19 protein-coding genes are annotated in these 20,443 nt (G+C 66.7%); 6 read left to right on the top strand and 13 right to left on the bottom strand.

Annotated features, from left to right (window positions below; translation table 11 throughout):
- The first annotated feature begins 7 nt into the window (after nucleotides 1-7).
- The 6 genes from nosZ to ACQR1F_RS17860 are packed head-to-tail and all read left to right on the top strand — an operon-like array spanning nucleotide 8 to nucleotide 6,621.
- Complete coding sequence (nosZ, locus tag ACQR1F_RS17885; protein WP_316180588.1) at nucleotides 8-1,933, top strand: TAT-dependent nitrous-oxide reductase; 1,926 nt, start codon at nucleotides 8-10, stop codon at nucleotides 1,931-1,933.
- A gap of 3 nt (nucleotides 1,934-1,936) precedes the next feature.
- Complete coding sequence (locus tag ACQR1F_RS17880) at nucleotides 1,937-3,328, top strand: nitrous oxide reductase family maturation protein NosD (RefSeq protein ID WP_316180586.1); 1,392 nt, start codon at nucleotides 1,937-1,939, stop codon at nucleotides 3,326-3,328.
- Nucleotides 3,325-4,245 (top strand): ABC transporter ATP-binding protein, encoded by a 921-nt coding sequence (locus ACQR1F_RS17875; protein ID WP_316216180.1) that lies wholly within the window; start codon nucleotides 3,325-3,327, stop codon nucleotides 4,243-4,245. The genes ACQR1F_RS17880 and ACQR1F_RS17875 overlap by 4 nt, the downstream gene beginning before the upstream one ends.
- Nucleotides 4,242-5,072: an ABC transporter permease subunit gene (locus ACQR1F_RS17870; RefSeq protein ID WP_434913557.1), complete on the top strand. Its 831-nt coding sequence runs from the start codon at nucleotides 4,242-4,244 to the stop codon at nucleotides 5,070-5,072. The genes ACQR1F_RS17875 and ACQR1F_RS17870 overlap by 4 nt, the downstream gene beginning before the upstream one ends.
- Nucleotides 5,069-5,626 carry a nitrous oxide reductase accessory protein NosL gene (locus ACQR1F_RS17865; RefSeq protein ID WP_316216179.1) on the top strand — a complete coding sequence of 186 codons (558 nt, stop codon included), beginning with the start codon at nucleotides 5,069-5,071 and terminating at the stop codon, nucleotides 5,624-5,626. The genes ACQR1F_RS17870 and ACQR1F_RS17865 overlap by 4 nt, the downstream gene beginning before the upstream one ends.
- A complete protein-coding gene (locus ACQR1F_RS17860) occupies nucleotides 5,623-6,621 on the top strand; it encodes an FAD:protein FMN transferase (protein WP_315802965.1) in 999 nt (332 codons plus the stop codon). Before ACQR1F_RS17865 ends, ACQR1F_RS17860 begins: the two co-directional genes overlap by 4 nt.
- 46 nt (nucleotides 6,622-6,667) lie before the next feature.
- Here ACQR1F_RS17860 and ACQR1F_RS17855 read toward each other — a convergent pair whose 3' ends face one another.
- Genes ACQR1F_RS17855 through ACQR1F_RS17795 form a run of 13 tightly spaced genes read right to left on the bottom strand, consistent with a single transcriptional unit; the run spans nucleotide 6,668 to nucleotide 20,386 of the window.
- Nucleotides 6,668-7,294, bottom strand: coding sequence for an FMN-dependent NADH-azoreductase (locus ACQR1F_RS17855; protein ID WP_434913556.1), 627 nt, complete (start codon nucleotides 7,292-7,294; stop codon nucleotides 6,668-6,670).
- Nucleotides 7,295-7,297: 3 nt separating this feature from the next.
- Complete coding sequence (locus tag ACQR1F_RS17850) at nucleotides 7,298-8,872, bottom strand: isochorismatase family protein (protein WP_434881137.1); 1,575 nt, start codon at nucleotides 8,870-8,872, stop codon at nucleotides 7,298-7,300.
- An 18-nt stretch (nucleotides 8,873-8,890) separates the two neighbouring features.
- Entirely contained in the window at nucleotides 8,891-9,739 is an 849-nt protein-coding gene (locus ACQR1F_RS17845; RefSeq protein ID WP_315802962.1) for an MBL fold metallo-hydrolase, read from the bottom strand.
- Nucleotides 9,740-9,778: 39 nt separating this feature from the next.
- Nucleotides 9,779-10,666, bottom strand: a complete 888-nt coding sequence (locus tag ACQR1F_RS17840; protein WP_434889818.1) for an amidohydrolase family protein — start codon at nucleotides 10,664-10,666, stop codon at nucleotides 9,779-9,781.
- Nucleotides 10,663-11,781 (bottom strand): VWA domain-containing protein, encoded by a 1,119-nt coding sequence (locus tag ACQR1F_RS17835; protein WP_434913555.1) that lies wholly within the window; start codon nucleotides 11,779-11,781, stop codon nucleotides 10,663-10,665. Before ACQR1F_RS17835 ends, ACQR1F_RS17840 begins: the two co-directional genes overlap by 4 nt.
- The gene (locus ACQR1F_RS17830) at nucleotides 11,778-12,659 is read right to left on the bottom strand and encodes an AAA family ATPase (protein WP_315802959.1); all 882 of its coding nucleotides are present in this window, start codon (nucleotides 12,657-12,659) and stop codon (nucleotides 11,778-11,780) included. Before ACQR1F_RS17830 ends, ACQR1F_RS17835 begins: the two co-directional genes overlap by 4 nt.
- A 6-nt stretch (nucleotides 12,660-12,665) precedes the next feature.
- Nucleotides 12,666-13,688 carry a xanthine dehydrogenase family protein molybdopterin-binding subunit gene (locus tag ACQR1F_RS17825; protein WP_315802958.1) on the bottom strand — a complete coding sequence of 341 codons (1,023 nt, stop codon included), beginning with the start codon at nucleotides 13,686-13,688 and terminating at the stop codon, nucleotides 12,666-12,668.
- A gap of 1 nt (nucleotide 13,689) precedes the next feature.
- Nucleotides 13,690-15,264: a xanthine dehydrogenase family protein molybdopterin-binding subunit gene (locus tag ACQR1F_RS17820; protein WP_434889816.1), complete on the bottom strand. Its 1,575-nt coding sequence runs from the start codon at nucleotides 15,262-15,264 to the stop codon at nucleotides 13,690-13,692.
- A gap of 12 nt (nucleotides 15,265-15,276) precedes the next feature.
- Nucleotides 15,277-15,756, bottom strand: a complete 480-nt coding sequence (locus ACQR1F_RS17815; RefSeq protein ID WP_316180567.1) for a (2Fe-2S)-binding protein — start codon at nucleotides 15,754-15,756, stop codon at nucleotides 15,277-15,279.
- Between the two features lie 3 nt (nucleotides 15,757-15,759).
- Nucleotides 15,760-16,581 (bottom strand): FAD binding domain-containing protein, encoded by an 822-nt coding sequence (locus tag ACQR1F_RS17810; protein ID WP_434913554.1) that lies wholly within the window; start codon nucleotides 16,579-16,581, stop codon nucleotides 15,760-15,762.
- A 15-nt stretch (nucleotides 16,582-16,596) separates the two neighbouring features.
- Nucleotides 16,597-17,040 (bottom strand): SRPBCC family protein, encoded by a 444-nt coding sequence (locus ACQR1F_RS17805; RefSeq protein WP_315802954.1) that lies wholly within the window; start codon nucleotides 17,038-17,040, stop codon nucleotides 16,597-16,599.
- Nucleotides 17,041-17,044: 4 nt separating this feature from the next.
- On the bottom strand, nucleotides 17,045-17,482 hold the full coding sequence (locus ACQR1F_RS17800; protein ID WP_315802953.1) for an SRPBCC family protein: 438 nt from the start codon (nucleotides 17,480-17,482) through the stop codon (nucleotides 17,045-17,047).
- A gap of 6 nt (nucleotides 17,483-17,488) precedes the next feature.
- Nucleotides 17,489-20,386, bottom strand: coding sequence for a flotillin domain-containing protein (locus tag ACQR1F_RS17795; protein WP_434892579.1), 2,898 nt, complete (start codon nucleotides 20,384-20,386; stop codon nucleotides 17,489-17,491).
- Nucleotides 20,387-20,443 lie beyond the last annotated feature (57 nt).

Raw genomic sequence — 20,443 nt, 5'->3', positions numbered from 1 at the left:
GACGACGATGGCGCAAGACGACGACCAGACAAAAATCAGCCGCCGGCAGATCGTCGGCACCGCCGCACTGGGCGCGGCCGGCGTAGCCGGCAGCATTGGACTTGGCAAGAGCGTCGAGACCGCGCCGGCCGCCGCGCAACCACGTTCGGCCCAGGGCGCCGGCAAGGCGGAGGTCGCCCCCGGCGAGCTCGACGAATACTACGTGTTCTTCTCCAGCGGCCAGACCGGCGAGCTGCGGATCATCGGCATGCCGTCGATGCGCGAGCTGATGCGCATCCCCGTCTTCAACCGGTGCAGCGCCACCGGCTGGGGCCAGACCAACGAGAGCCGCAAGATCATGACCGAGGGGCTGCTGCCGGAGACGCGCGAGCGGCTCAAGGACAGGCTCGGCATCTGGATGAACGGCGACTGCCACCATCCGCACATGTCGTTCACCAATGGCACATATGACGGCCGCTACATCTTTATCAACGACAAGGCCAACACCCGCCTCGCGCGCATTCGCACCGACGTGATGAAATGCGACAAGATCATCGAGCTGCCGAACCAGTACACCATCCACGGCATGCGGCCGCAGAAGTTCCCGCGCACCGGCTACGTGTTCTGCAACGGCGAATATGAGGTGCCGCTACCGAATGACGGCAAGGTGCTCGACGACAAGTCTAAATACTGGTCGATGTTCTCGGCCGTCGACGGCGATACCATGAAGGTTGCCTGGCAGGTGATCGTCGACGGCAATCTCGACAACACCGATTGCGACTACCAGGGCAAATATGCCTTCTCCACCTGCTACAACTCGGAAAAGGGCGTTACCTTGGCCGAGATGACGGCAAGCGAGCAGGACTGGGTGACGATCTTCAACATCAAGCGCATAGAGGAAGCCGTCAAGAAGGGCGACTTCAAGGAGATGAACGGCGTTCCCGTCATCGACGGCCGCAAGGGCTCGCCCTACACGCGCTACGTTCCGGTCTCGAACAGCCCGCACGGCCTCAACACCGCCCCCGACGGCATCCATGTCGTCGCCAATGGCAAGCTGGCGCCGACGGTCACGGTGATCGACGTCCGCCTGATCGACAACCTGTTCGACGACAAGATCAAGCCGCGCGACGTCGTCGTGGCCGAGCCGGAGCTCGGCCTCGGGCCGCTGCACACCGCCTTCGACGGCCGGGGCAATGCCTACACTACGCTGTTCCTCGACAGCCAGGTCTGCAAATGGAGCATCGATCTCGCCAAACGAGCCTTCAAGGGCGAGAAGGTCAACCCCATCATCCAGAAGCTCGACGTCCACTATCAGCCGGGCCACAACCACGCCTCGATGGGCGAGACCAACGAAGCCGACGGCAAATGGCTGCTGTCCTTGAACAAGTTCTCCAAGGACCGCTTCCTGAATGTCGGGCCGCTGAAGCCGGAAAACGACCAGCTGATCGACATCACCGGCGACAAGATGGAGCTGGTGCACGACGGCCCGAGCTTCGCCGAGCCGCACGACGCCGTCATCGTGCACCGCTCCAAGCTCGAGGGCCGCGTGACCTCGATCTGGAAGCGCGACGACCCGTTCTTCGCCGACGCCCGCAAGCAGGCCGCAGCCGACGGCGTCACACTGGAGAGCGACGCCAAGGTGATCCGCGACGGCAACAAGGTGCGCGTCTATATGTGGTCCAGCGCGCCCGCCTATGCGCTCGAGAAGTTCGAGGTCAAGCAGGGTGACGAGGTGACCGTCTATGTCACCAACATCGACGACGTCGAGGATCTGGTGCACGGCTTCTGCATCGTGAACTACGGCGTCAACATGGAGATCGATCCGCAGCAGACCTCATCGGTGACGTTCATCGCCGACAAGCCCGGCGTGTACTGGTATTTCTGCACATGGTTCTGTCACGCCATGCACATGGAAATGCGCGGACGCATGCTGGTCTCGCCGCAGAACGCGTGAGCGATGCGGCGCATGCGCCATATCAAGACTCTGGGGCTGGCGGCGCTCGTCGTCGCCGGCCTGCCCTTCCGCGCAACAGCGGCGACACGACAGATCGCGGCCGATATTGCCGACTTGCAGGGCGTCCTCGATCGCGCCGCCGACGGCGATGAGATCGCGCTGGCCGCAGGCACCTATCGTGGGCCGCTGCGGATCACCCATCGCCTGACACTGACAGGCGCGCACGGCGCGGTGATCACCGGCGATGGGCATGGGAGCGTCATTACCGTCACGGCACCGGGTACCGTCATTCGAGGCTTCGTCCTCAAAGGATCCGGCCGCTCGCTCGAGAAGATGGATTCCGGCATCTTCGTCGACCAGGGCGCGCACGACACGCTGATCGAGAACAACCGGATCGAAGGCAATCTGTTCGGCGTCTATCTGCACGGATCAGCCAATGCCATGGTCCGCCACAACAGCATCATCGGCCTGCGCGCGACGCTGCCCGGCGGCACCGGCAATGGCGTTTCGGTCTGGAACGCGCCGGGCGCCAAGGTGATCGACAACGACATCCGCTATGGCCGCGATGGCGTGTTCGCCATTACCAGCCGCAACAACACGTTCAGCCACAACCGCTTCAGCGAGCTGCGCTTTGCCGTCCACTACATGTACGCCAATGACGGCGAGATCACCGGCAACGTCTCGGTCGGCAACATCATCGGCTATGCGATGATGTTCTCGAAGAACCTGGTCGTGAAGGACAACGTCTCAGACCACGACCGCGATCGCGGCATGCTGTTCAACGCGACCAACGGCTCGCAAATCTCCGGCAACAGCGTGATCGGCGGCTTGCAGCCGGCGGAGCGCTGGGCGACCGCCGAGAACCGCGGCACCGACGAAGGCGTGCCGCTGACCGACAAGAGCGTGTTCACGCCGAGCGGCGGCGTCCGTCCCGGCCCCGAGAAATGCGTGTTCATCTACAACACGAACAATAATCGTATCACCAATAACTGGTTCGAGGGCTGCGAGATCGGCGTGCACTTCACCGCCGGCTCCGAAGGCAACGACATCCGGGGCAATGCCTTCGTCAACAACGCCAGCCAGATCAAATATGTCGGCACCCGCCATCTCGACTGGTCGAAGAACGGCCGCGGCAATTACTGGAGCGACAATCCCGGCTTCGACCTCAACGGCGACGGCGTTGCCGACACCGCCTACCGGCCGAACGATCTGATCGACCGCGTGCTGTGGACGGCGCCGGCCGCCAAAGTCCTGATCAACAGCCCGGCCGTGCAGGTCATCCGCTGGGCGCAGGCGCAGTTTCCGGCGATCCTGCCCGGCGGGGTGGTCGATAGCCATCCGCTGATGTCGCCACCGCCGGCGCGCCGCACTGCCGCCGGGAGCAGCGCCCGATGAGCGCGACCGTCCATATCGCCGACGTGATCAAGCATTACGGCAAGGTCGAAGCCGTCAAGGGCGTGTCGTTCGATCTCGCGGCCGGAGAGATGGTGGCCCTGATCGGCCACAACGGAGCCGGCAAGACCACGCTGATGAAGATGATGCTCGGCCTGATCCGGCCGACCAAGGGCACGATCGCGCTGCTCGGCGAAAACCCGGCCGCCGGCGAGTTCTCCTCGCGGCGTCGGCTCGGCTATCTGCCGGAGAACGTCGCCTTCGATGCCGCGCTCACCGGCCGCGAGACGCAAACCTTCTACGCCCGCCTCAAACGCGAGCCGGTGAGCGGCGCACTGGCGCTGCTCGATGTCGTCGGGCTGGGCGACGCTGCCGGGCGCCGCGTCAATACCTACTCGAAGGGCATGCGCCAGCGGCTTGGCCTGGCGCAGGCGCTGATCGGCCGGCCACGCGTGCTGCTGCTGGACGAGCCGACCACCGGTCTCGATCCCGAACTGCGCCAGACGTTCTACGAGGTGATCCAGAAGCTCGCCGCCGAGGGTACGACGGTGCTGCTGTCATCGCATGCGCTGACCGAGCTGGAGGAGAGGGCCGGCCGTGTCATCATCATGAACAAGGGACTCAAGGTCGCCGACGGCACGCTCGACGAACTGCGCCGCCTCGCGCGACTGCCGACTCGGATCCGGGTCAAGGTCGCTGACCTGCCGCTATCCGGCCGGCCCTCGTGGCTGCCGGAGGCGACCTCCTATCGTCGGATCAACGGCCACATTGTCGAGATCGACGCGGCGCCGGACGAGAAGATCGCTCTGCTGCGCCGTGCGACGGCCGAGGGCACCGCCGTGCAGGATCTCGAGCTCATCCCGCCCAATCTCGACGAGCTCTACGCGCATTTCCTGCGCCACGCGGAGCGTTCGCAATGAATGCCGTGATCACCATCGCCGCGAAGGAAATCCAGCAGGCGATCCGCAACCGCTGGGTGCTGGCGTCGACCCTGCTGCTGGCAGGGCTCGCGCTGTCGCTGACCTTTCTCGGCAGCGCACCGACTGGCACCGTGGGCGCGCGCGCACTCGACGTCGTCATCGTCAGCCTGTCGAGCCTGACCATCTTCCTGATCCCGTTGATCGCGCTTTTGATCTCGCACGACGCCATCGTCGGCGACATGGAGCGCGGCACCATGCTGCTGCTGCTCAGCTATCCCGTGGCGCGCTGGCAGGTGCTGCTCGGGAAGTTCCTCGGACATCTTGCCGTGCTCGCCTTCGCGATCTGCCTCGGCTATAGCGCAGCCGCGGTGGCGCTGCTGATCGCCGGCAGCCACTTCGACAGCGACGGGCTCACCGCCTTCGCCGCGATGATCGGCTCCTCCGTTCTGCTTGGCGCGGTGTTCGTCGCGATCGGCTATCTGGTCAGCGCAGTCGTGCGCGACCGCGGCACCGCAGCGGGTGTCTGCATTGGCCTGTGGCTCGCGCTCGTCCTGATCTACGACATGGCGCTGCTCGGCCTTCTGGTCATCGACCAGGGCCGCAACGTCTCCGGCGGCCTGCTCAGCGCGCTGCTGCTGCTCAACCCGACCGACGCCTACCGGCTGTTCAACCTGACCGGCTTCGCCAATGTCAGCCTGTTCTCCGGCATGGCCGGGCTCGCCGGCAGCAGTACGCTGTCGGTTGAGGTGCTGCTCACCGCGTTGGTGCTGTGGACGTTGGTGCCGCTCGCAGGCGCCGCGCTGGCCTTCTCCCGGAGAGAGCTATGAAACGCCTCGCTTACGCCGGCGCGCTCATCGCCGCCTTTGCGCTCGCCGCCTGCAACGACAAGCAGGCCGCCGCGCCGCCGCCGCCGGTCAAGCTGACGGCGGAGGCGATCGGGCATTATTGCGGAATGAACCTGCTCGAGCATTCCGGCCCCAAGGGACAGATCTTCGCCGCCAGCCTGATCGAGCCGGTGTGGTTCTCCTCCGCGCGCGACGCCATCGCCTTCACGATGCTGCCCGACGAGCCCAAGGACATCCAGGCGATCTACGTCTCCGACATGGGCAAAGCCGCGAGCTGGGACAATCCGGGCGCCGACAATTGGGTCGAGGCGCGCAAGGCGGTGTTCGTGATCGGCAGCCGGGTCAGGAGCGGCATGGGCAGCGACGAGGCGGTGCCGTTCTCGGATCGGAGCGCGGCCGAGCGATTCGCTGCCGAGCACGGCGGCCGCATCGTCGGCTTCACCGGGGTGCCGCGCGACTATGTGCTGAGCTCGCCCGACGACAACGCCGGCGCGATCGAGCCGGGCCACAAGGACACGCCTGGGGTGCAACGATGACAAATCAGCTCTCGCGTCGGCGCTTCATCCGCATCAGCGCCGCATTGGCGGGCCTCGCGGTCGCTCCTTCCAGGGCGCATGCGGCCGACAGCACAAGCGGACTGGTCGAATGGCGCGGCACGCTGCTCGGCGCCGTCGCCACGATCAAGCTTCATCACCGCGACCGGCAAGAAGCCGAACGGCTGATCACGGTCTCGATCGGCGAAGCCCGGCGGCTCGAGCGCCTGTTCAGCCTGTATCTGGAGCAATCGGCGCTGGTGACGCTGAACCGCACCGGCGTGCTGGTGGACCCCGCGCCCGAGCTGGTCGACATCCTCACACGCTCGCAGCGCTACGCCGCGATGACCGACGGCCGCTTCGACCCGACCGTGCAGCCGCTGTGGACGCTCTACGCCGATCATTTTTCGCGCCCGGATGCCAATCCCGACGGCCCGCCGCAGGCGGCCGTGCAAGAGGCGCTGACGCGGGTCGGCCATCAGCGGCTGAGCGTCAGTCGCGATCACATCGTCATGCCGCGCGGCATGGCGCTCACCCTCAATGGCATCGCGCAGGGCTATGTCACGGACAGGATCGTCGAGCTGCTGCGCGGCGAGGGTGTACAGCACAGCCTGGTCGACATGGGCGAAGCCCGCGCCATCGGCGCACGGCCGGACGCGCGGCCCTGGGAGGTCGGGATCGCCGACCCTGACAATCCCGATCGGATCGCCGCGATGCTACCGATCATCGATCGGGCCGTATCGACGTCAGGCGCCTATGGCCTCCGCTTCGATCCACAAGGCCGCTTCAATCATCTGTTCGATCCGCACAGCGGCGGCTGCGCGCAGCGCTATCGCAGCGTGACCACGGTCGCCGGCAATGCAACGGCGGCGGACGCGCTCTCGACCGCGTTCAGCCTGATGTCGGAGCCCGAGATCCGTGCACTGCTGCCCCGCACCGAGATCGAACGTGTTCACCTGATCGACGCGGCTGGAGCCGCAGTCGACCTCGTCGGCTGAGTCCGTCTCGTCTGCCGTCGGATCGCAATCGGGAACGTCGCATCAGCTAGAATCGTGCGGCCATCTCGGCGAGCCGCCTGTGCGCCCGCTCACGTGCGGCGGCGGTGTGCGTGGCCGGTCCGCTGGTCGGCCCGATCGCCACGAAGTGGAGGTCGCGAAGACCCATGAAGCGCAGCGCCTCGCGCAAATAGGGCGTCGCGAGGTCGGTCCGCCCCCGGCTGATGCCGGTGGTGAAGTCGCCGCCGCTGGCGAGGATCACCAGCGTCGGACGATCCTTCAGGAGCGGCAGGTAGCCACACGACGGATCGAAGCGAAAGGTGAGGCCCGGCTGATTGATGATGTCGAGCCAGTGCTTGAGTTTGTAGGGAATGCCGAAATTCCACATCGGCGTCGAGATCACGACGCGCTCGGCCAGATCGAGCCGCACCGCCATGCGTTCGGCCGCCGCGAACGCCCCGCGCTGGCCGTCGGTGAAGGTGCGGCCGCCCATGCGGGCATACTTCGCCTGCAAAATCTCACCGTCGAACTCCGGCAGATTCTCGCGCCACAGATTCATCTCGTCGACGTCCCATCCCGGCCGCGCCTGCCTGAAGCGGTCCAGGAAGGCGCGCGCGCCGGCGCTGGATTCCGAATCCGCCCGCGGCGAGGCGACGAGATGCAGCAGCTTTGGCATGCCTCACCCAAGTGCCCTGATCACCGCGTCGGCCGTGGTCACGACAGCAACATTCTGCATGGCGAAGTTGATCGACGCATTGTGCCAGTCCGCGTTCATGGTCGAGCAGCAATCCTCCGGCACCACCATGAAGTAGCCCTTGTCCGCCCCGGTCCGCGCGGTGTGCTCGACCGACATGTTGGTCCAGGCGCCGGTGTTGATGATGACGTCGCGCCCGGTGGCCTTGAGAATGGTCTCGAGCCGCGTGCCCTCCCAGGCGCTCATCCGCATCTTCTCGACGACGAAGTCCCCGCTCCGCGGCTCCAGCCCCGCGACCGGCGCGGCCCCCCAGCTGCCGCGCACCATCGCCTTGCTGTCGACCAAACCCTCGAACAACGGCGCGTTCAGGGTCACGCCGGGGGCGCCGGGCTCGACCACGAACCAGACGTGAATGATGACGACGCCGCGCGCGCGGGCGGCCTCAGCGAGCCGCCGGACATTGTCGATAACACGCTGCTGCCTGGCGTGCCCCGGCGCTCCGGACTCGGCGAAGGCGCCGCCATCCATGATGACATCGTTCTGCAGGTCCTGGATGATCATGGCGCAGCGGCGCGGGTCGAGCTGCATGTCGCCAGCAGCGAGCTGCGGGGCCGAAGACGCGGTGGCCGGCGCGGCGTTGCTGCCAGTCCGCCCGCTCATATACGTCTCGTGGCGCGGACCGATCTTGGTTGCGATCGCGTAGACCGAATGCGTCGCGGTCAGATAGAGCGTGCGGAAATCAGCCCCGCCCCAGGCGAGGTTGGCGACGAGCTCCGGCACGCGGACCTTGCCGAGCAGCTCGCCGCCGGGCGCGTAGACCCAGACGCCGCCGGGAGCGGTGACCCAGACATTGCCGCGCTGATCGCATTTCATGCCGTCGGGCACGCCGGGCTCGAGCTCGGAACGGATGCCGCTTGCAAAGATGCGTCCGTTCGACAGCGCACCATCGCCGCCGACGTCGAACACGCGGATCACCGCCTGCACCGTGTCGTTGACGTAAAGCAGTTTCTCGTCCGGCGAAAAGCACAGTCCGTTGGGCTGGTCGAACAGATGGCGGTCAACGAGCAGCCGCGGTGGCCCGCCGCCCGGCGCCACCCGGTACACGCCCTGGAAGCCGAGCTGGCGCGGCCGTTCCACGCCATAGACCGGCATGCGGCCATACCACGGATCGGAGAAGTAGATCGCCCCGCTCGAGTGGACGCACACGTCGTTGGGGCTGTTGAGTTCCTGGTTCTCGAAATGCGACGCCAGGATCTCGCGGCGGCCGTCGGGACGCTCGCGCACCAGCGACGACGTCGCGTGTTCGCAGACGATCAGGTTGAGCTCGGCATCATAGGTCATGCCGTTGCACTTGTTCGAGGGCCGCCGCATCTCGACCACGCCGCGCTTCGCATCCCAGCGGCGGCGGACATCAGCCGGCATGTCGGAGAACAGCAGGAACTGCTCGACGGGATGCCAGATCGGCCCCTCCGTGAACTCGAAGCCGGTCGCCACCTGCGCCACCGGCGCGTAGGGGTCGACCAGGGTCTCGAACTCAGGGCGCAAGGTCACGTGTGTCATCGTTGTGCCTCGTGCGGATCACGCCGGGAACCAGTGCCGCTGCGGCAGCGACTGCACGATCGGACCCGGCACCTGGTCATGCAGCCGCCCCGTTACGACGCCGCCTTCGATCTTGGCGGGACGATCATGCACCGGCAGCAGATAGCGCGAGCTCGACAACAGCTTCTTGATCGCCGCCTTCTCGGCACGCTTGGTGGTACCGTGATTGCCGGTGGTGCGCGGCTCGCCATCCTGGATCTCGTTGAACGGCGTCACGATCTGGTCGTTGAAATCGTAGATGACGTCGCCGCAGATGGTGGCGATGCCGTCGGCGGTGTGGACGTGGATGTTCATCGAGCCCTCGGTATGGGCGTTCGCAGCATCGCAATAGACGCCCGGCATCAGCTCGACCGGGCCGGTGAGCTCGAGGTCGAGGAAGCGCAGCGCGCTCTTGGTGTGCAGCCGGTCGATGAGATGCTTGATGTCCGGCGCCGGATATTGCGGATGCATCAGGCCGGAGACGGAGTATTCGAGCTCGCGGCGGTTGAGCACGACCGTCGTGTTCATCGGGAACAGGTCGTCCTTGCCGGCATGATCGATGTGCAGATGGGTGTGGCAGACATAGCGGACGTCGCCCATGCGGACGCCGTGGCGCGCCAATTGGTTCTCGATCATGTTCTCATGGTACTGCAGCCCGCGCATGCCCAGCGTCTCCATGATCTGGTTGGAGCGGTAGCCGGTATCGACCACGACCGGATACGGGCCGCCCAGGATCAGGAAGCCGAGCGTCAGCACCCGGCGGGTGCGGCCGCAATCACGACCGAGCACGAGGAAGCTCGATTCGAGCTCGATGTCACCATAGTCGAGAATCTTGATTTCCAGCGCCATGAGCGTTCCCTGTTGCTTTTGTTGTCGTTGCAGGCGGTATCATCCCAGCCGATAGACGCGCTGCGCCGTCCCTCCCATGACCTGCGCGCGTGCATGCTCGTCGAGGTCTTGGATGGCAGCCTCATAGGCTCCCACCAGTGCGCGATAGTCGGTCCAGAGCTTTTCGATCGGAAAATTCGAACCGAACAGGCAGCGCTCGGGCCCGAACATTCCGATCGTCTCCCGCACCACCTCGACAACATGCGCCGGATCGTTGCGGCGAATGAAGGTGCCGAGGCCCGAGAGCTTGCTGACGACGTTGCTGCAGTTCGCCAGCCGCTGCATTCCGGCTCGCCATTGATCGCGACCATGTGCGGACAGGTCCTCCGGCATGCCGGCGTGCTGAAGGATGAAAGTCACGGACGGACAGCTCTCGGCAAGCGCCGCGGCGCCAGCCATCTGCGGCGCGAAAACCTGCAGGTCGAAGGACCAGCCGTAGTCGGCGAGCCGCGCGATGTTGGCGCGGATATGGGTATCGCTGCAAAGGTCCGGGGACGAAGCGTAACGATAGAGCGGGTTCTCATGCCAGTGGAGCTGCATCCGGACCCCGCGGAGCAGCGGGTAGCGCGCCAACCGGTCGAACTGCGGCCGCGCATCGTCGACGCTCAGATCGGCATAGGCGACGATCGCATGCGGAAAGCCATGCTGCTCAGAAGTTCGCTGCACCCAGGCGGCCTCGTCCTCGAAGCCGTCCTTCGCCCAGTTGGTCTGCACATAGACCGACTTCCTGACGCCGCTGCCGGCGATGTCGTCGAGATATTCCCCGATCGCGTAGTCGCGCCGGATCGGCTCGTAGGGGCCAAAAATCCGCGGCTGCATCGGCCCGACCAGCCAGGGCAGATCGGCCTGCCGCCAGATGTGATGATGTGCATCGACGTATCCGGTCATGCCGCCCTCCTCTGTGCCAGCGACAGCACATGCGCGACGATGGCCTCGTCCGACCCGGCGGCTGCGATGTCGTCGACGAATGGCGCGATCGCCTGCAGCGCCTCAGTTTGAGGCTTGAATCCGGGCCCCGTCGCGAGCGGCGTCAGCCAGCTCAGGCGCCAGGCGCGCAGCGACAGCTTCCACACGGCGTCACGGAGCACGTGATGGTCACCACGCTCGAGCCCATCCGAGATGACCAGCACGGCGGCGCCCCGCGCGTAGGTCGAGAACCGCGGCACCGCGAGGAAGGCCTGCAGCGCCTCGCCGATACGCGTGCCGCCGTCCCAGTCGCTGACGAGATGAGAGGCAGCGAGCAGCGCCTGCTCGCGCCGCTTGAGCCGCAAGGGCCGCGTCACACGTGTCAGCCGTGTCCCAAGCGTGAACACCTCGGCCTGGGGTACGGCCTGCACCAGCACGTGGGCGAGCCGCATGTTGTCCTCGGTCCGCGCCTTCATCGAGCCGGAGACATCGATCAGCAGCAGCAATCGTCGCAATCGAGGCCGTCGCTTCAGCCGCCGCAGCGACAGCACCTCACCGTCGCGCCTTACGCTCTCACGCAGGGTCCGTCGCAGGTCGACGAAACTGCCGCGCCGCGCGCGCATGCGCCGATGGCCGCGCCGCTTCGGCAGCTTGGCACGCGCCTGGCGCGCGAGACGCTGCAGGACGTTGCCGCCTGTGGTCGCAGCCAGGCGGCGCGCGACCAGCGCCTCGGCACGCGTGGCCGCCAGACCGGACTCGTTCTGCTCCTCGGCGATATCGGGATCGACAGCGCCGCTCCCTTCCTCCTGGAGACGCACGACATCATCCTGCCTGTCGCTCTCGCCGAAGGCCGTCGCCTCGGCAACGCCGAAATGGATGTCGAACAGCAGATTGTAGGTCGCAAGCCGCTCGGGCAGCGGCGCCAGGGTCGCCGTCCCGGCCCGCCGGATATCGTCGAGGCTGGTCGGCCCCAGCAGTTCGATCGCAGCGAGAAAGGCGGTGGTCTGCTCGGGTGCGATCGCGAAGCCGTTCCGCCGCAGCAGCGCAGCGAACGTCACGAAGATCTCAGTCGCCTGCGGCAGGCGGGGCTCGCTCATGTCATCGCCTCCGCGAGCATCGCGTCGAGCCGCGGCGCGATGAAGGACAGATCCTCCTCATCCTTCAGCGCGACGCCAATCGCGCGCTTGAACGCATCGGGCCAGCGTGCGCCGGTCTGGTTGAGCAGCGTCGCCGCCTCCGCCCAATCAACCGCCTCGGCAATCCCGGGCGCCTTGCTCAGCGGCTCGCGCCGCAGCTTCGCCACTGCAGCCACCACGGCCCGCGCGGTCGCTTCGGCAACACTGGAGGCCCGCATCATCACGATCCGCGCCTCGCGCTCCGCATCGGGATAGTCGATCCAATGATAGACACAGCGGCGGCGCAGCGCTTCGTGCAGGTCACGAGTCCGATTCGAGGTCAGCACCACGATCGGCCGCTCGGCGGCACGGATCGTGCCGCGCTCTGGAATCGAGATCTGGAAGTCGGAAAGGAATTCGAGCAGGAACGCCTCGAACTCCTGGTCGGCGCGATCGATCTCATCGATCAGCAGCACCGTCGAGTCGGGCGCACGCAGGCAGGCCAGCATCGGCCGCTCGATCAGGAACGTCTCACCATAGATGTCGATGCTCTCCTCGCCGGCCTGGCGGATCGCGAGCATCTGGCGCGGATAGTTCCACTCGTAGAGCGCCGCCGCGGCGTCGATGCCTTCGTAGCATTGCAGCCGGATCAGCTTGCGGCCGAGCACTGCAGCGATCGCCTTCGCCGCCTCAGTTTTTCCGACGCCGGGTGCGCCTTCCAAGAGCAGCGGCTTGCCCAGCGCGAGGGCGAGATAGGCCGCGGTCGAGAGCCCGTCATCGGCGAGATAGTAGGCCGCCCGCAGTGCCTTTTCCAGCGCCTGCGGCGAGTCGATGCCGACGATGTTGCTGCGGACCACCATGCTGCGTCACCGCCGCGTCTGTGGCCGGGCGCCACCCTGGGCCCTGATCGCGCGCAGCACCTTCTCCGGCGTGATCGGCAGCTCGTCGATGCGCACGCCGACGGCGTTGAAGATCGCATTCGCGATGGCAGGGAGCACCGGATTGGCGCACATTTCGCCAGGGCCCTTGCCGCCGAACGGCCCGTCGGGCGCCGGCCGCTCCAGCACGGCGATGTCGTGCGGACAGATGTCGCCAGGTCCCGGCATCAGGTATTCGACGAAGTCGCGCGGTCCTTGCTTCGGGTCCGGGTAATACGGCTCCGTCGTCTCGTAGAGCGCGTGGCTCATGCCCATCCAGGCGCCGCCGACCAGCTGCTGCTCGACGAGGCGGGGATTGAGCGCGCGTCCCAGCTCATAGGCACTGTCCATCCTGACCACACCGACCTCGCCGGTCTCGTCATCGACCTCGACCTCGGCAACGAGACACGCATGCGCGTAGCAGGTCGCCGGGGACATTTCGCCGGTCTCAGGATCCACCTCCGACAGCGGCACCAGGAAGATGCCGCGGCCGGAGATCGTCTTGCCCTGACGGAACTGCGCGGCGATGGCGACGTCCTTCACCGAGATCGAGCGATGCGGCGCGCCCTTGACGTGAATGTTGCCGCGGCCATCGGTCTCGAGATCGCTGGCGTTGACCTCGAGCTCCTCGGCCGCCGCCTCCATCATGACGCCGCGCGCCTCCTTGGCGGCAGCCATCACGGCATTGCCGACGCGATGCGTGCCGCGCGAGGCGAACGAGCCCATGCAATGCGGGCCGGTGTCGGAATCGGCGGTGTCGACATAGACGTCCTCGACCGGCACGCCGAGCGTCTCGGCGCATATCTGCCGCGTCACCGACTTCATGCCCTGTCCGAGATCGATCGAAGACAGCGCCACGGTGAACTTGCCGCTGGGATTGGAGTGCACCAGCGCCTGGCTCGGATCGCCGCCGAGATTCATGCCGATGGGATAGTTGATCGCCGCCATGCCGCGGCCGCGGTGCCTGGTCATGTCAGCGCCTCCTCGTGCCGAATACCGACGAGAACCGCGTCGCGCCGTGTGCGGGAGCCGGTGCCGGGCTCTGTGGGGGTGGTGACGGCGGCTCAGGAGGTGGAGAAACCGGGAGCCCCCGGTCATAGCTCGTGCGCTGCTGCGCCGGCGCAGGCCGCGCGCTCACCGGCTCACGCGGCGTGGAAGGAACGGCGGCCCGCGCGCCGCCGCCGTCCTTGCGCGACGACATGCGGCGGAATTCCTCGCGGATCGGCCATTTGGCCTTCTCGGCCGCAACCTGGACGCATTCGATCAGCGCGGTGTTCTTGGCCTCGCGGCGATGCGCCTTCATATCGCCGTCGCGATAGGCGTTGAGGATACGAAACTCCATCGGGTCCATGCCGATCAGATGCGCGAGCTTGTCCATCTGGCATTCGAGCGCGAAGTCCATGCCGGTGATGCCGAAGCCGCGCATCGCGGTGGCCGGCGTGCGGTTGGTGAAGATACAGTAGATGTCGCCATGGACGTTCGGGATCGTGTAGGGCCCCGGCAGGTGCGCGGCACATTTGACCACCGCGTAGCTCGACAGCCGCGTATAGGCGCCAGAATCGAAATAGCCGCGGATCTGGCGCGCCACGATGCGGCCGTCGCGCATGACCCCGTCCTTGATGTAGATGCGCTCGGCGCCGCGGGGCGGCCCGAACTGCATCTCCTCCTCTCGCCCGAGCACGTAGCGCACCGGGCGCCCCGTCAACATCGCAGCGAGAATGGCGAGCGGCTCGGTCAGCGTGTCGACCTTGCCACCGAAGCCGCCACCGACCGTGCCGCCGATGAAGTGGAATGTGTTCGACGGCAGATCGAGGATCTTGGCGCAGGTGTCGAGCGAGAAGAACAGCGCCTGGGTCGAGGTATAGACCACGTAGCGGCCGTTGGTGTCGGGCGCGGCGATCGAGCCGTTGGTCTCGACCGGCGCATGCTCGATCGGAGACATCTGGTAGCGCTGTTCCAAGACATGATCGGCGCCGGAGAAGCCACGCTCGACGTCGCCGAAGCGCAGCTTCTGATGATCGTAGCGCTCGTGATAGGTGAATGTGTTCTTCGGATAGGTCTCGTTGACGACGGGCGCCCCCGGCTTTAGCGCCTCCTCGACGTCGAACACCGCCGGCAAGGTCTCATAGTCGACGCGTACCCTGGCCGCCGCCTCGGCCGCCGCGCGCGGCGTCTCGGCGACCACGGCGACGATCGGCTCGCCGCGGTAGCGCACCCTGTCGACGGCGAGCGTCGGTTCGTCGTCCTTGCCGAAATTGATCAGGCTGAGCAGCGTGTTGAGATTGCGCGGCACGTCGGCGCCGCGGATGATCCGCCGCACGCCCTCGCTCCGCTCGGCCTCGCTGGTGTCGATGCGGCGCAGCCGCGCATGCGGCTGCGTGGATCTGACGACCTTCAGATGCAGCATGCCCTGCAGCTTGTGATCGTTGAAATAGGTCGAGGTTCCCGTGACATGGCCCAGCATGTCCTGGCGCTGGGTGCCCTTGCCGACCTCGTTGAGATTGTCGTCGCGCTCGTCGGCGAAGATGTCCTTGCGCAATTCCAGCATGGCGATCTCTCCTCACGCGCTCGCGCGCAGCGACGCGGCCGCCGCCAACACCGCATTGATGATCGGCTCGTATCCGGTGCAGCGGCAGATATTGCCGGAGATGGCCTCAACGACCTGCTCGCGGCTCGGCTGCGGGGTCTTGTCGAGCAGGGCCTTGGCCGCCATGATCATGCCTGGCGTGCAATAGCCGCATTGCGCGGCGAAGCCGTCGGCGAACGCCCGCTGCAGTGGATGCAGGTTCGGCCCGGCCTTGATGCCGTCGAGCGTTTCGACCGCACGGCCCTCGACGGACTCCGCCAGGGTCAGGCACGCGAGATGAGCATCGCCATCGATCAGCACCGTGCAGGCACCGCAGCCGCCCTGGCCGCAGCCGAATTTCGGCGTGACGTCGCCGATCATCTCGCGTAGCACGACCAGGAGGTTGGTGCCACCTTCGACGAACAGCGCGACGTCGCGGCCGTTGTGCCGGAATTGAAGGGGAGTCTTTGTCATGGCCTAGCTCTCCTGCCCCGACAACAGCCGCCGCAGATGCACGCCCGCGACCTCGCGGCGGTACCACGCGCTGGCCAGCGAATTGTCCGTGGGAGCCGTCCCCTCGCCCGCCGCCGCAGCCGCCGCGCTGATCGCGGTCGCATCGAGCGGCCGGCCTTCGAGCGCGCGCTCGGCCGCCTTGGCGCGGATGGCGGTCGGGGCCATCGATCCCAGCGCGATCCGGGCCCCCGTCACGCGACCGCCGCCGAGGGGAACATGCGCCGCGATCGTGATCACAGATCCGCCCTTCGGCTTGATGCGGGCGATCTTGCGATACCGGAACGCATCCACCGATGCCGGCCGAATGCAGGAGACCGCGACGACCAGCGCACCAGCCTGGCGATCGCGCGACTGCAGAAACTCTTCCAGCGGCATGTCCCTGACGCCGAAGCCGCCCTGCACCGAGACCATGCCGTCCAGCGCCAACAGCGCCACGGTGAAATCGCCGAATGGCGCAGGCGCGAACAAATTGCCGCCGACGGTGCCCATGTTGCGGACCGCCGGCCCGCCAATCGAGCGCGCCGCCGGATGCAGGAACGCAAGCTCGCGCTCGGCCAGCACGCGGGCAAAAGTGACCGCGGCGCCGATGCGGATGCGCGCGCCCGCCGCATCGATGCTCTGCAGCGCGCGGTCGGTCGCGCGGACCACGGTCGCAATCGAGACGTCGCCTTCGTTCAGATCGCGCATCACCAGCGTGCCGCCGCCGAGATAGCGGGCTGCGCGATCGGACGACAGCGCCGACGCCGCGTCGCTCGCGGCCTGAAACGTCTTCACCGTGACCGGCATCGGTTCACCTCTTGCTCATGCCGCCTGCTTCAGATGCGATCGGATCGCCTCGAAGCCGGCCTGGTAGATGTCTTCCGCCACCATGCGCGTCAGAGCCTCGGCCTGCTCGGGCCGCGTCGTGAAGCGGCTCTCCCAGTGCCAGAAGGTGCGATCACCATCGGTGACCGGCAGCAGCCGGACATGGGCGACGTAGTTGAACAGCTGGATCGGCGTGTCGAGCAGGCAGTAGCTGAAGCTCTGTTCGAGATCGGACAGCGCCAGCAGTTGCTCGCGCAACTCCGACCCGTCCTTGAGCCGGAAGCGCCTGACGCAGCCGATCTTGTCGGACGTCTGCGAGCGCTCGATCGCCGAGGTCGCCACCGCCGGGTGCCAGCGATCATGACCGTTGAAGTCGCGCAGCACCTCCCACACCCGGTCAGTCGGCGCGTCGATGATGGTGCTCTTGACGACGTGCGGCACGGCGTCAGCCTCCGAACGCCCGCTTGAGCGCATCGAAGCCGCCCTGGAACACGCCGCCGCCGATCGAGCCGGCCAGGTCGGCCTCGCGCTCCGGGGCGCAGTCGAATTCGGCGGTCCATTCCAGGAAGGTCTTGTCGCCGTCGGTAACCGGCGTCAGGCGCAAGGTCGCGACGTAGTTCGACACGCCCATCGGCGATTCCAAAATCGAATAGGTGCAGAACATGTCGTAGTCGGACAGGCCGAGCAGCTTCTCGCGGATGCGGTCGCCATTGCGCAGCCTGAAATCCCTGACACAGCCGATCTTGTCGGCGGGCTCGCCGCCCTCGATGCGGCTCTCGGCAATCGCCGGATGCCAGTTCGGCAGGCCGTTGAAATCGCGCACCCGCGCCCACACCCGGTCGTTGCGGGCATTGACGACGGTGGAGACGTAGACTCTCGCCATGGTGCCTCACCCCTTCTTGCGCGGACCGCGGTCGGCTGGCAGCTCGGATGGGCTGGCATCATTTGCTCCACCTCCGCCGCCTGCATCCTTGCGCGCGGACGTCTCTTTCCGGATGCCCTGCATGTCCCTGGCTTCGCGGATCAGGCCGGGCATCTTGGCGAGGCTGCCGCCCTCGACTCCGATGTCGGAGAGGATGGAGTCGATCAGTGGCGCCTGCACGCGGTAGCGCAGCGCGGAGTCGATCACCTCGTCGGTCGCGCTGCGGCCGCCATTGCCGTTGCCGCCATTGCCGTTCAAGCCGTCGACCTGCAGGATGCGGATGCCCTCGATCTTCTCCATCGGCTTGACGCTCTCGCGCACGATGCCCTCGATGCGGTCGAGCAGCTTGCGCCGGAACAGCGAGTAGCGCGCCTGATCGGTCAGGACGTTCTCGGCCTCGTTGAGCAGCTTCTGCGCTTCGGCTTCGACCGCGGCACGAACCCGCTCGGCCTCGGCCGCGATCCGCGTCTCTTCGGCCTGCTTCTCGGCGAGCAGCACCTCGACGGTCTTACGACGGCGGGCGATCTCGCTCTCGCGCGCGGTGACCACTTTCTCTGCCGCTTCCGTTGCGCGCGTGCGCGCCTCCTCGGCTGCGACCTTGGCCGCGGATTCCTCCAGCGACTTCTGATACAGCGCGATCGCCTTCTCCATCAGCGCAGTCTCGACGTCCTTCTCGCGATTGACTTCGAGCTTGCGCAGCTCGCGCTCGCGGCCGATGCGGGCCTCGTCGAGACCGCGATCGGAGGCGATGCGGGCGCGTTCGACCTCCTCACGGGCCGCGATCTCGGCCTCCTGCAGCGACTGGACGCGCGCGACCTCGAGCTGCTCGATCGCCCGGCGACGCTCCAGCCGGACAGCCTCCAGCGCCTGCTCGCGCGAGACATCGGCGGTCTCGACCTGCTTGCGCGCGACGATCTCGGCTTCCTTGACCTGGCGATCCGCATCGATGCGCTCGGCGCGCTTGGCAGCGAGCTCGATCACGCGGGTTTCGTCGGCGAGCTCGATCGCCTTCTTCTGGTCGATGTTGAGCACCTCGCGCGTCCGCGACGAGGCGATGCGCTCGGCCTCCAGCGCCAGCTCGACCTCGATGCGACGCCGCTCGACCGCCTCCCGACGCTTCAGATCGGCGGCCTCGACGGCCTCCGTGCGCTCGATCTCCAGGCTGCGCGTCTCCTTCTCCGACTGGATCCGCTTGGCTGTTACAGCCAGCTCCTGGGCGATGCGGGCCGCTTCGATCGCCTCGCGCGAGGCGATGTCCGCCTCCTCGATGGTCCGGATGCGCGCGATCTCCAGCGCACGCACCCGCTCCTCCTGCGCGATGCGGCTGGCTTCCGTCGCCTCGCGCGCGGCGATGCCGGCGATCTCGACGCCCTGGTTGCGCTCGATCTCCAGCTTGCGCGTGGCGTGCTCGGCAGCGATCCGTTCTGCCGACAATGCCTGCTCGCGCGCGATCCGGGCGGCCTCGACCGCCTTCTGCGCTTCGATCTCGGCCTCCTGGATGTTGCGCACCTGGGCAATCTCGGTGGCGCGGGTGCGCTCGTCGGAGCTGATGCGCTCCAGATTGACGGTCATGGTCTGCGCGATGCGCGCCTTCTCGGTCGCCTCGCGCGCGGCGATCTCCGCCTGCTCGACCGCGCGGGTGCGTTCGATCTCGCGGCGGCGTGTCTCCTCGTCATTGGCGATGCGCGCATCGGAGACGACGCGATCCTGCTGGATCCGCGCCTTCTCGACCGCCTCGCGCGCCGCGATCTCTGCTTCCTCGATGGTGCGGGTCCGCTCGATATCGCGTTGGCGCACCTCGCGCTCGGATTCGATCCGCGCGGCATCGATGGCCCGCTGATTGGCGATACGAGCCTTCTCGATATCCTCGCGCGCCAGCAGCTCCCTCTCTTCGACGGCACGCGTCCGCTCGATCTCGCGCTGCCGCGTGTCGCGCTCGGCCGCGATTCGGGCCTCGGCAATCGTCAGCTCGTTCGCGATCCGCGCCTTCTCGATCGCCTCGCGCGCCATGATCTGTGCCTGCTCGGCCTCGGTCTCGCGCAGCGCCCGCTCGCGCGCCACTTCCGTCCGCTGCAGGGCGCGGCGCATCTCGATGTCGCGCTCCTGCTCCAGCCGCGCCGTCTCGCTCTCGCGCTCGATATCGAGCGCCTCGCGCTCGGCTTCGAGGTTGCGGGTGCGAATCTTGATCATCGAGTCCTGCTCGATGTCGTTGCGCAGCTTGCGCTTGCTCTCGATGTCCTCCATCAGCCGCGTCAGGCCCTCGGCATCGAACCGGTTCGAGGGGTTGAAGAATTCGAGGTCGGTCTGGTCGAGATCGGTGATCGCGACCGATTCCAGCTCCAGGCCATTCTGCGCCAGCGCCTCGGAGGCGGCCGCCTTCACGCGGGACACGTAGTCGCCGCGCTCCTCGTGCATCTGCTCCATCGTCATCTCGGCCGCGACCGCGCGCAGGGCGGAGATGAACTTGCCGGAGAGCAACGCGTGCAGTTTTTCCGGTTCGAGCGTGCGCCGGCCGAGCGTCGCGGCCGCAATCGACACCGCTTCCCTGGTCGGCTGCACACGTACGTAGAAGTCCGCTTCGACGTCGACCCGCATGCGGTCACGCGTGATCACGGCGTCCTGCTTCGCGCGCGTGATTCCCATCGGCAGCACGTTCATGTTGACCGGCGTATAGTCGTGAATGAACGGCATCACGAAGGCGCCGCCATTGATGACGACGCGCTCACCCATGAAACCGGTTCGGACGAAGGAGACCTCCTTCGACGAACGATGATACAGCCAGTTGACGATGTAGACTGCGACCACGATGACGATGATCGCGATGATCAGCCAAAGGATCAGCTCACCGATCAGAACCCCGGACATCTCATTCCTCCCTCAGTCTCCGTCCGGCGAGCGTGGCGCCAGGCGCCAGGGCTGCCG

The sequence above is a fragment of the Bradyrhizobium sp. HKCCYLS3013 genome (genome assembly GCF_051167615.1).
Taxonomy (GTDB): Bacteria; Pseudomonadota; Alphaproteobacteria; order Rhizobiales; family Xanthobacteraceae; genus Bradyrhizobium.
The sequence above is the reverse complement of the archived record's forward strand: the minus strand, read 5'-3'. Positions and strand labels throughout refer to the sequence as shown.

What these genes read in the sequence shown, in the direction of transcription:
- ACQR1F_RS17835 (WP_434913555.1), bottom strand. Translation starts at nt 11,781, where the DNA reads ATGAGCGAGCCCCGCCTGCCGCAGGCGACTGAGATCTTCGTGACGTTC.
- ACQR1F_RS17865 (WP_316216179.1), top strand. Translation starts at nt 5,069, where the DNA reads ATGAAACGCCTCGCTTACGCCGGCGCGCTCATCGCCGCCTTTGCGCTC.
- ACQR1F_RS17800 (WP_315802953.1), bottom strand. Translation starts at nt 17,482, where the DNA reads ATGGCGAGAGTCTACGTCTCCACCGTCGTCAATGCCCGCAACGACCGG.
- ACQR1F_RS17850 (WP_434881137.1), bottom strand. Translation starts at nt 8,872, where the DNA reads ATGACACACGTGACCTTGCGCCCTGAGTTCGAGACCCTGGTCGACCCC.
- ACQR1F_RS17820 (WP_434889816.1), bottom strand. Translation starts at nt 15,264, where the DNA reads ATGCTGGAATTGCGCAAGGACATCTTCGCCGACGAGCGCGACGACAAT.
- ACQR1F_RS17870 (WP_434913557.1), top strand. Translation starts at nt 4,242, where the DNA reads ATGAATGCCGTGATCACCATCGCCGCGAAGGAAATCCAGCAGGCGATC.
- ACQR1F_RS17795 (WP_434892579.1), bottom strand. Translation starts at nt 20,386, where the DNA reads ATGTCCGGGGTTCTGATCGGTGAGCTGATCCTTTGGCTGATCATCGCG.
- ACQR1F_RS17880 (WP_316180586.1), top strand. Translation starts at nt 1,937, where the DNA reads ATGCGGCGCATGCGCCATATCAAGACTCTGGGGCTGGCGGCGCTCGTC.
- ACQR1F_RS17860 (WP_315802965.1), top strand. Translation starts at nt 5,623, where the DNA reads ATGACAAATCAGCTCTCGCGTCGGCGCTTCATCCGCATCAGCGCCGCA.
- ACQR1F_RS17845 (WP_315802962.1), bottom strand. Translation starts at nt 9,739, where the DNA reads ATGGCGCTGGAAATCAAGATTCTCGACTATGGTGACATCGAGCTCGAA.
- ACQR1F_RS17825 (WP_315802958.1), bottom strand. Translation starts at nt 13,688, where the DNA reads ATGACCAGGCACCGCGGCCGCGGCATGGCGGCGATCAACTATCCCATC.
- ACQR1F_RS17830 (WP_315802959.1), bottom strand. Translation starts at nt 12,659, where the DNA reads ATGGTGGTCCGCAGCAACATCGTCGGCATCGACTCGCCGCAGGCGCTG.
- ACQR1F_RS17840 (WP_434889818.1), bottom strand. Translation starts at nt 10,666, where the DNA reads ATGACCGGATACGTCGATGCACATCATCACATCTGGCGGCAGGCCGAT.
- nosZ (WP_316180588.1), top strand. Translation starts at nt 8, where the DNA reads ATGGCGCAAGACGACGACCAGACAAAAATCAGCCGCCGGCAGATCGTC.
- ACQR1F_RS17875 (WP_316216180.1), top strand. Translation starts at nt 3,325, where the DNA reads ATGAGCGCGACCGTCCATATCGCCGACGTGATCAAGCATTACGGCAAG.
- ACQR1F_RS17855 (WP_434913556.1), bottom strand. Translation starts at nt 7,294, where the DNA reads ATGCCAAAGCTGCTGCATCTCGTCGCCTCGCCGCGGGCGGATTCGGAA.
- ACQR1F_RS17810 (WP_434913554.1), bottom strand. Translation starts at nt 16,581, where the DNA reads ATGCCGGTCACGGTGAAGACGTTTCAGGCCGCGAGCGACGCGGCGTCG.
- ACQR1F_RS17815 (WP_316180567.1), bottom strand. Translation starts at nt 15,756, where the DNA reads ATGACAAAGACTCCCCTTCAATTCCGGCACAACGGCCGCGACGTCGCG.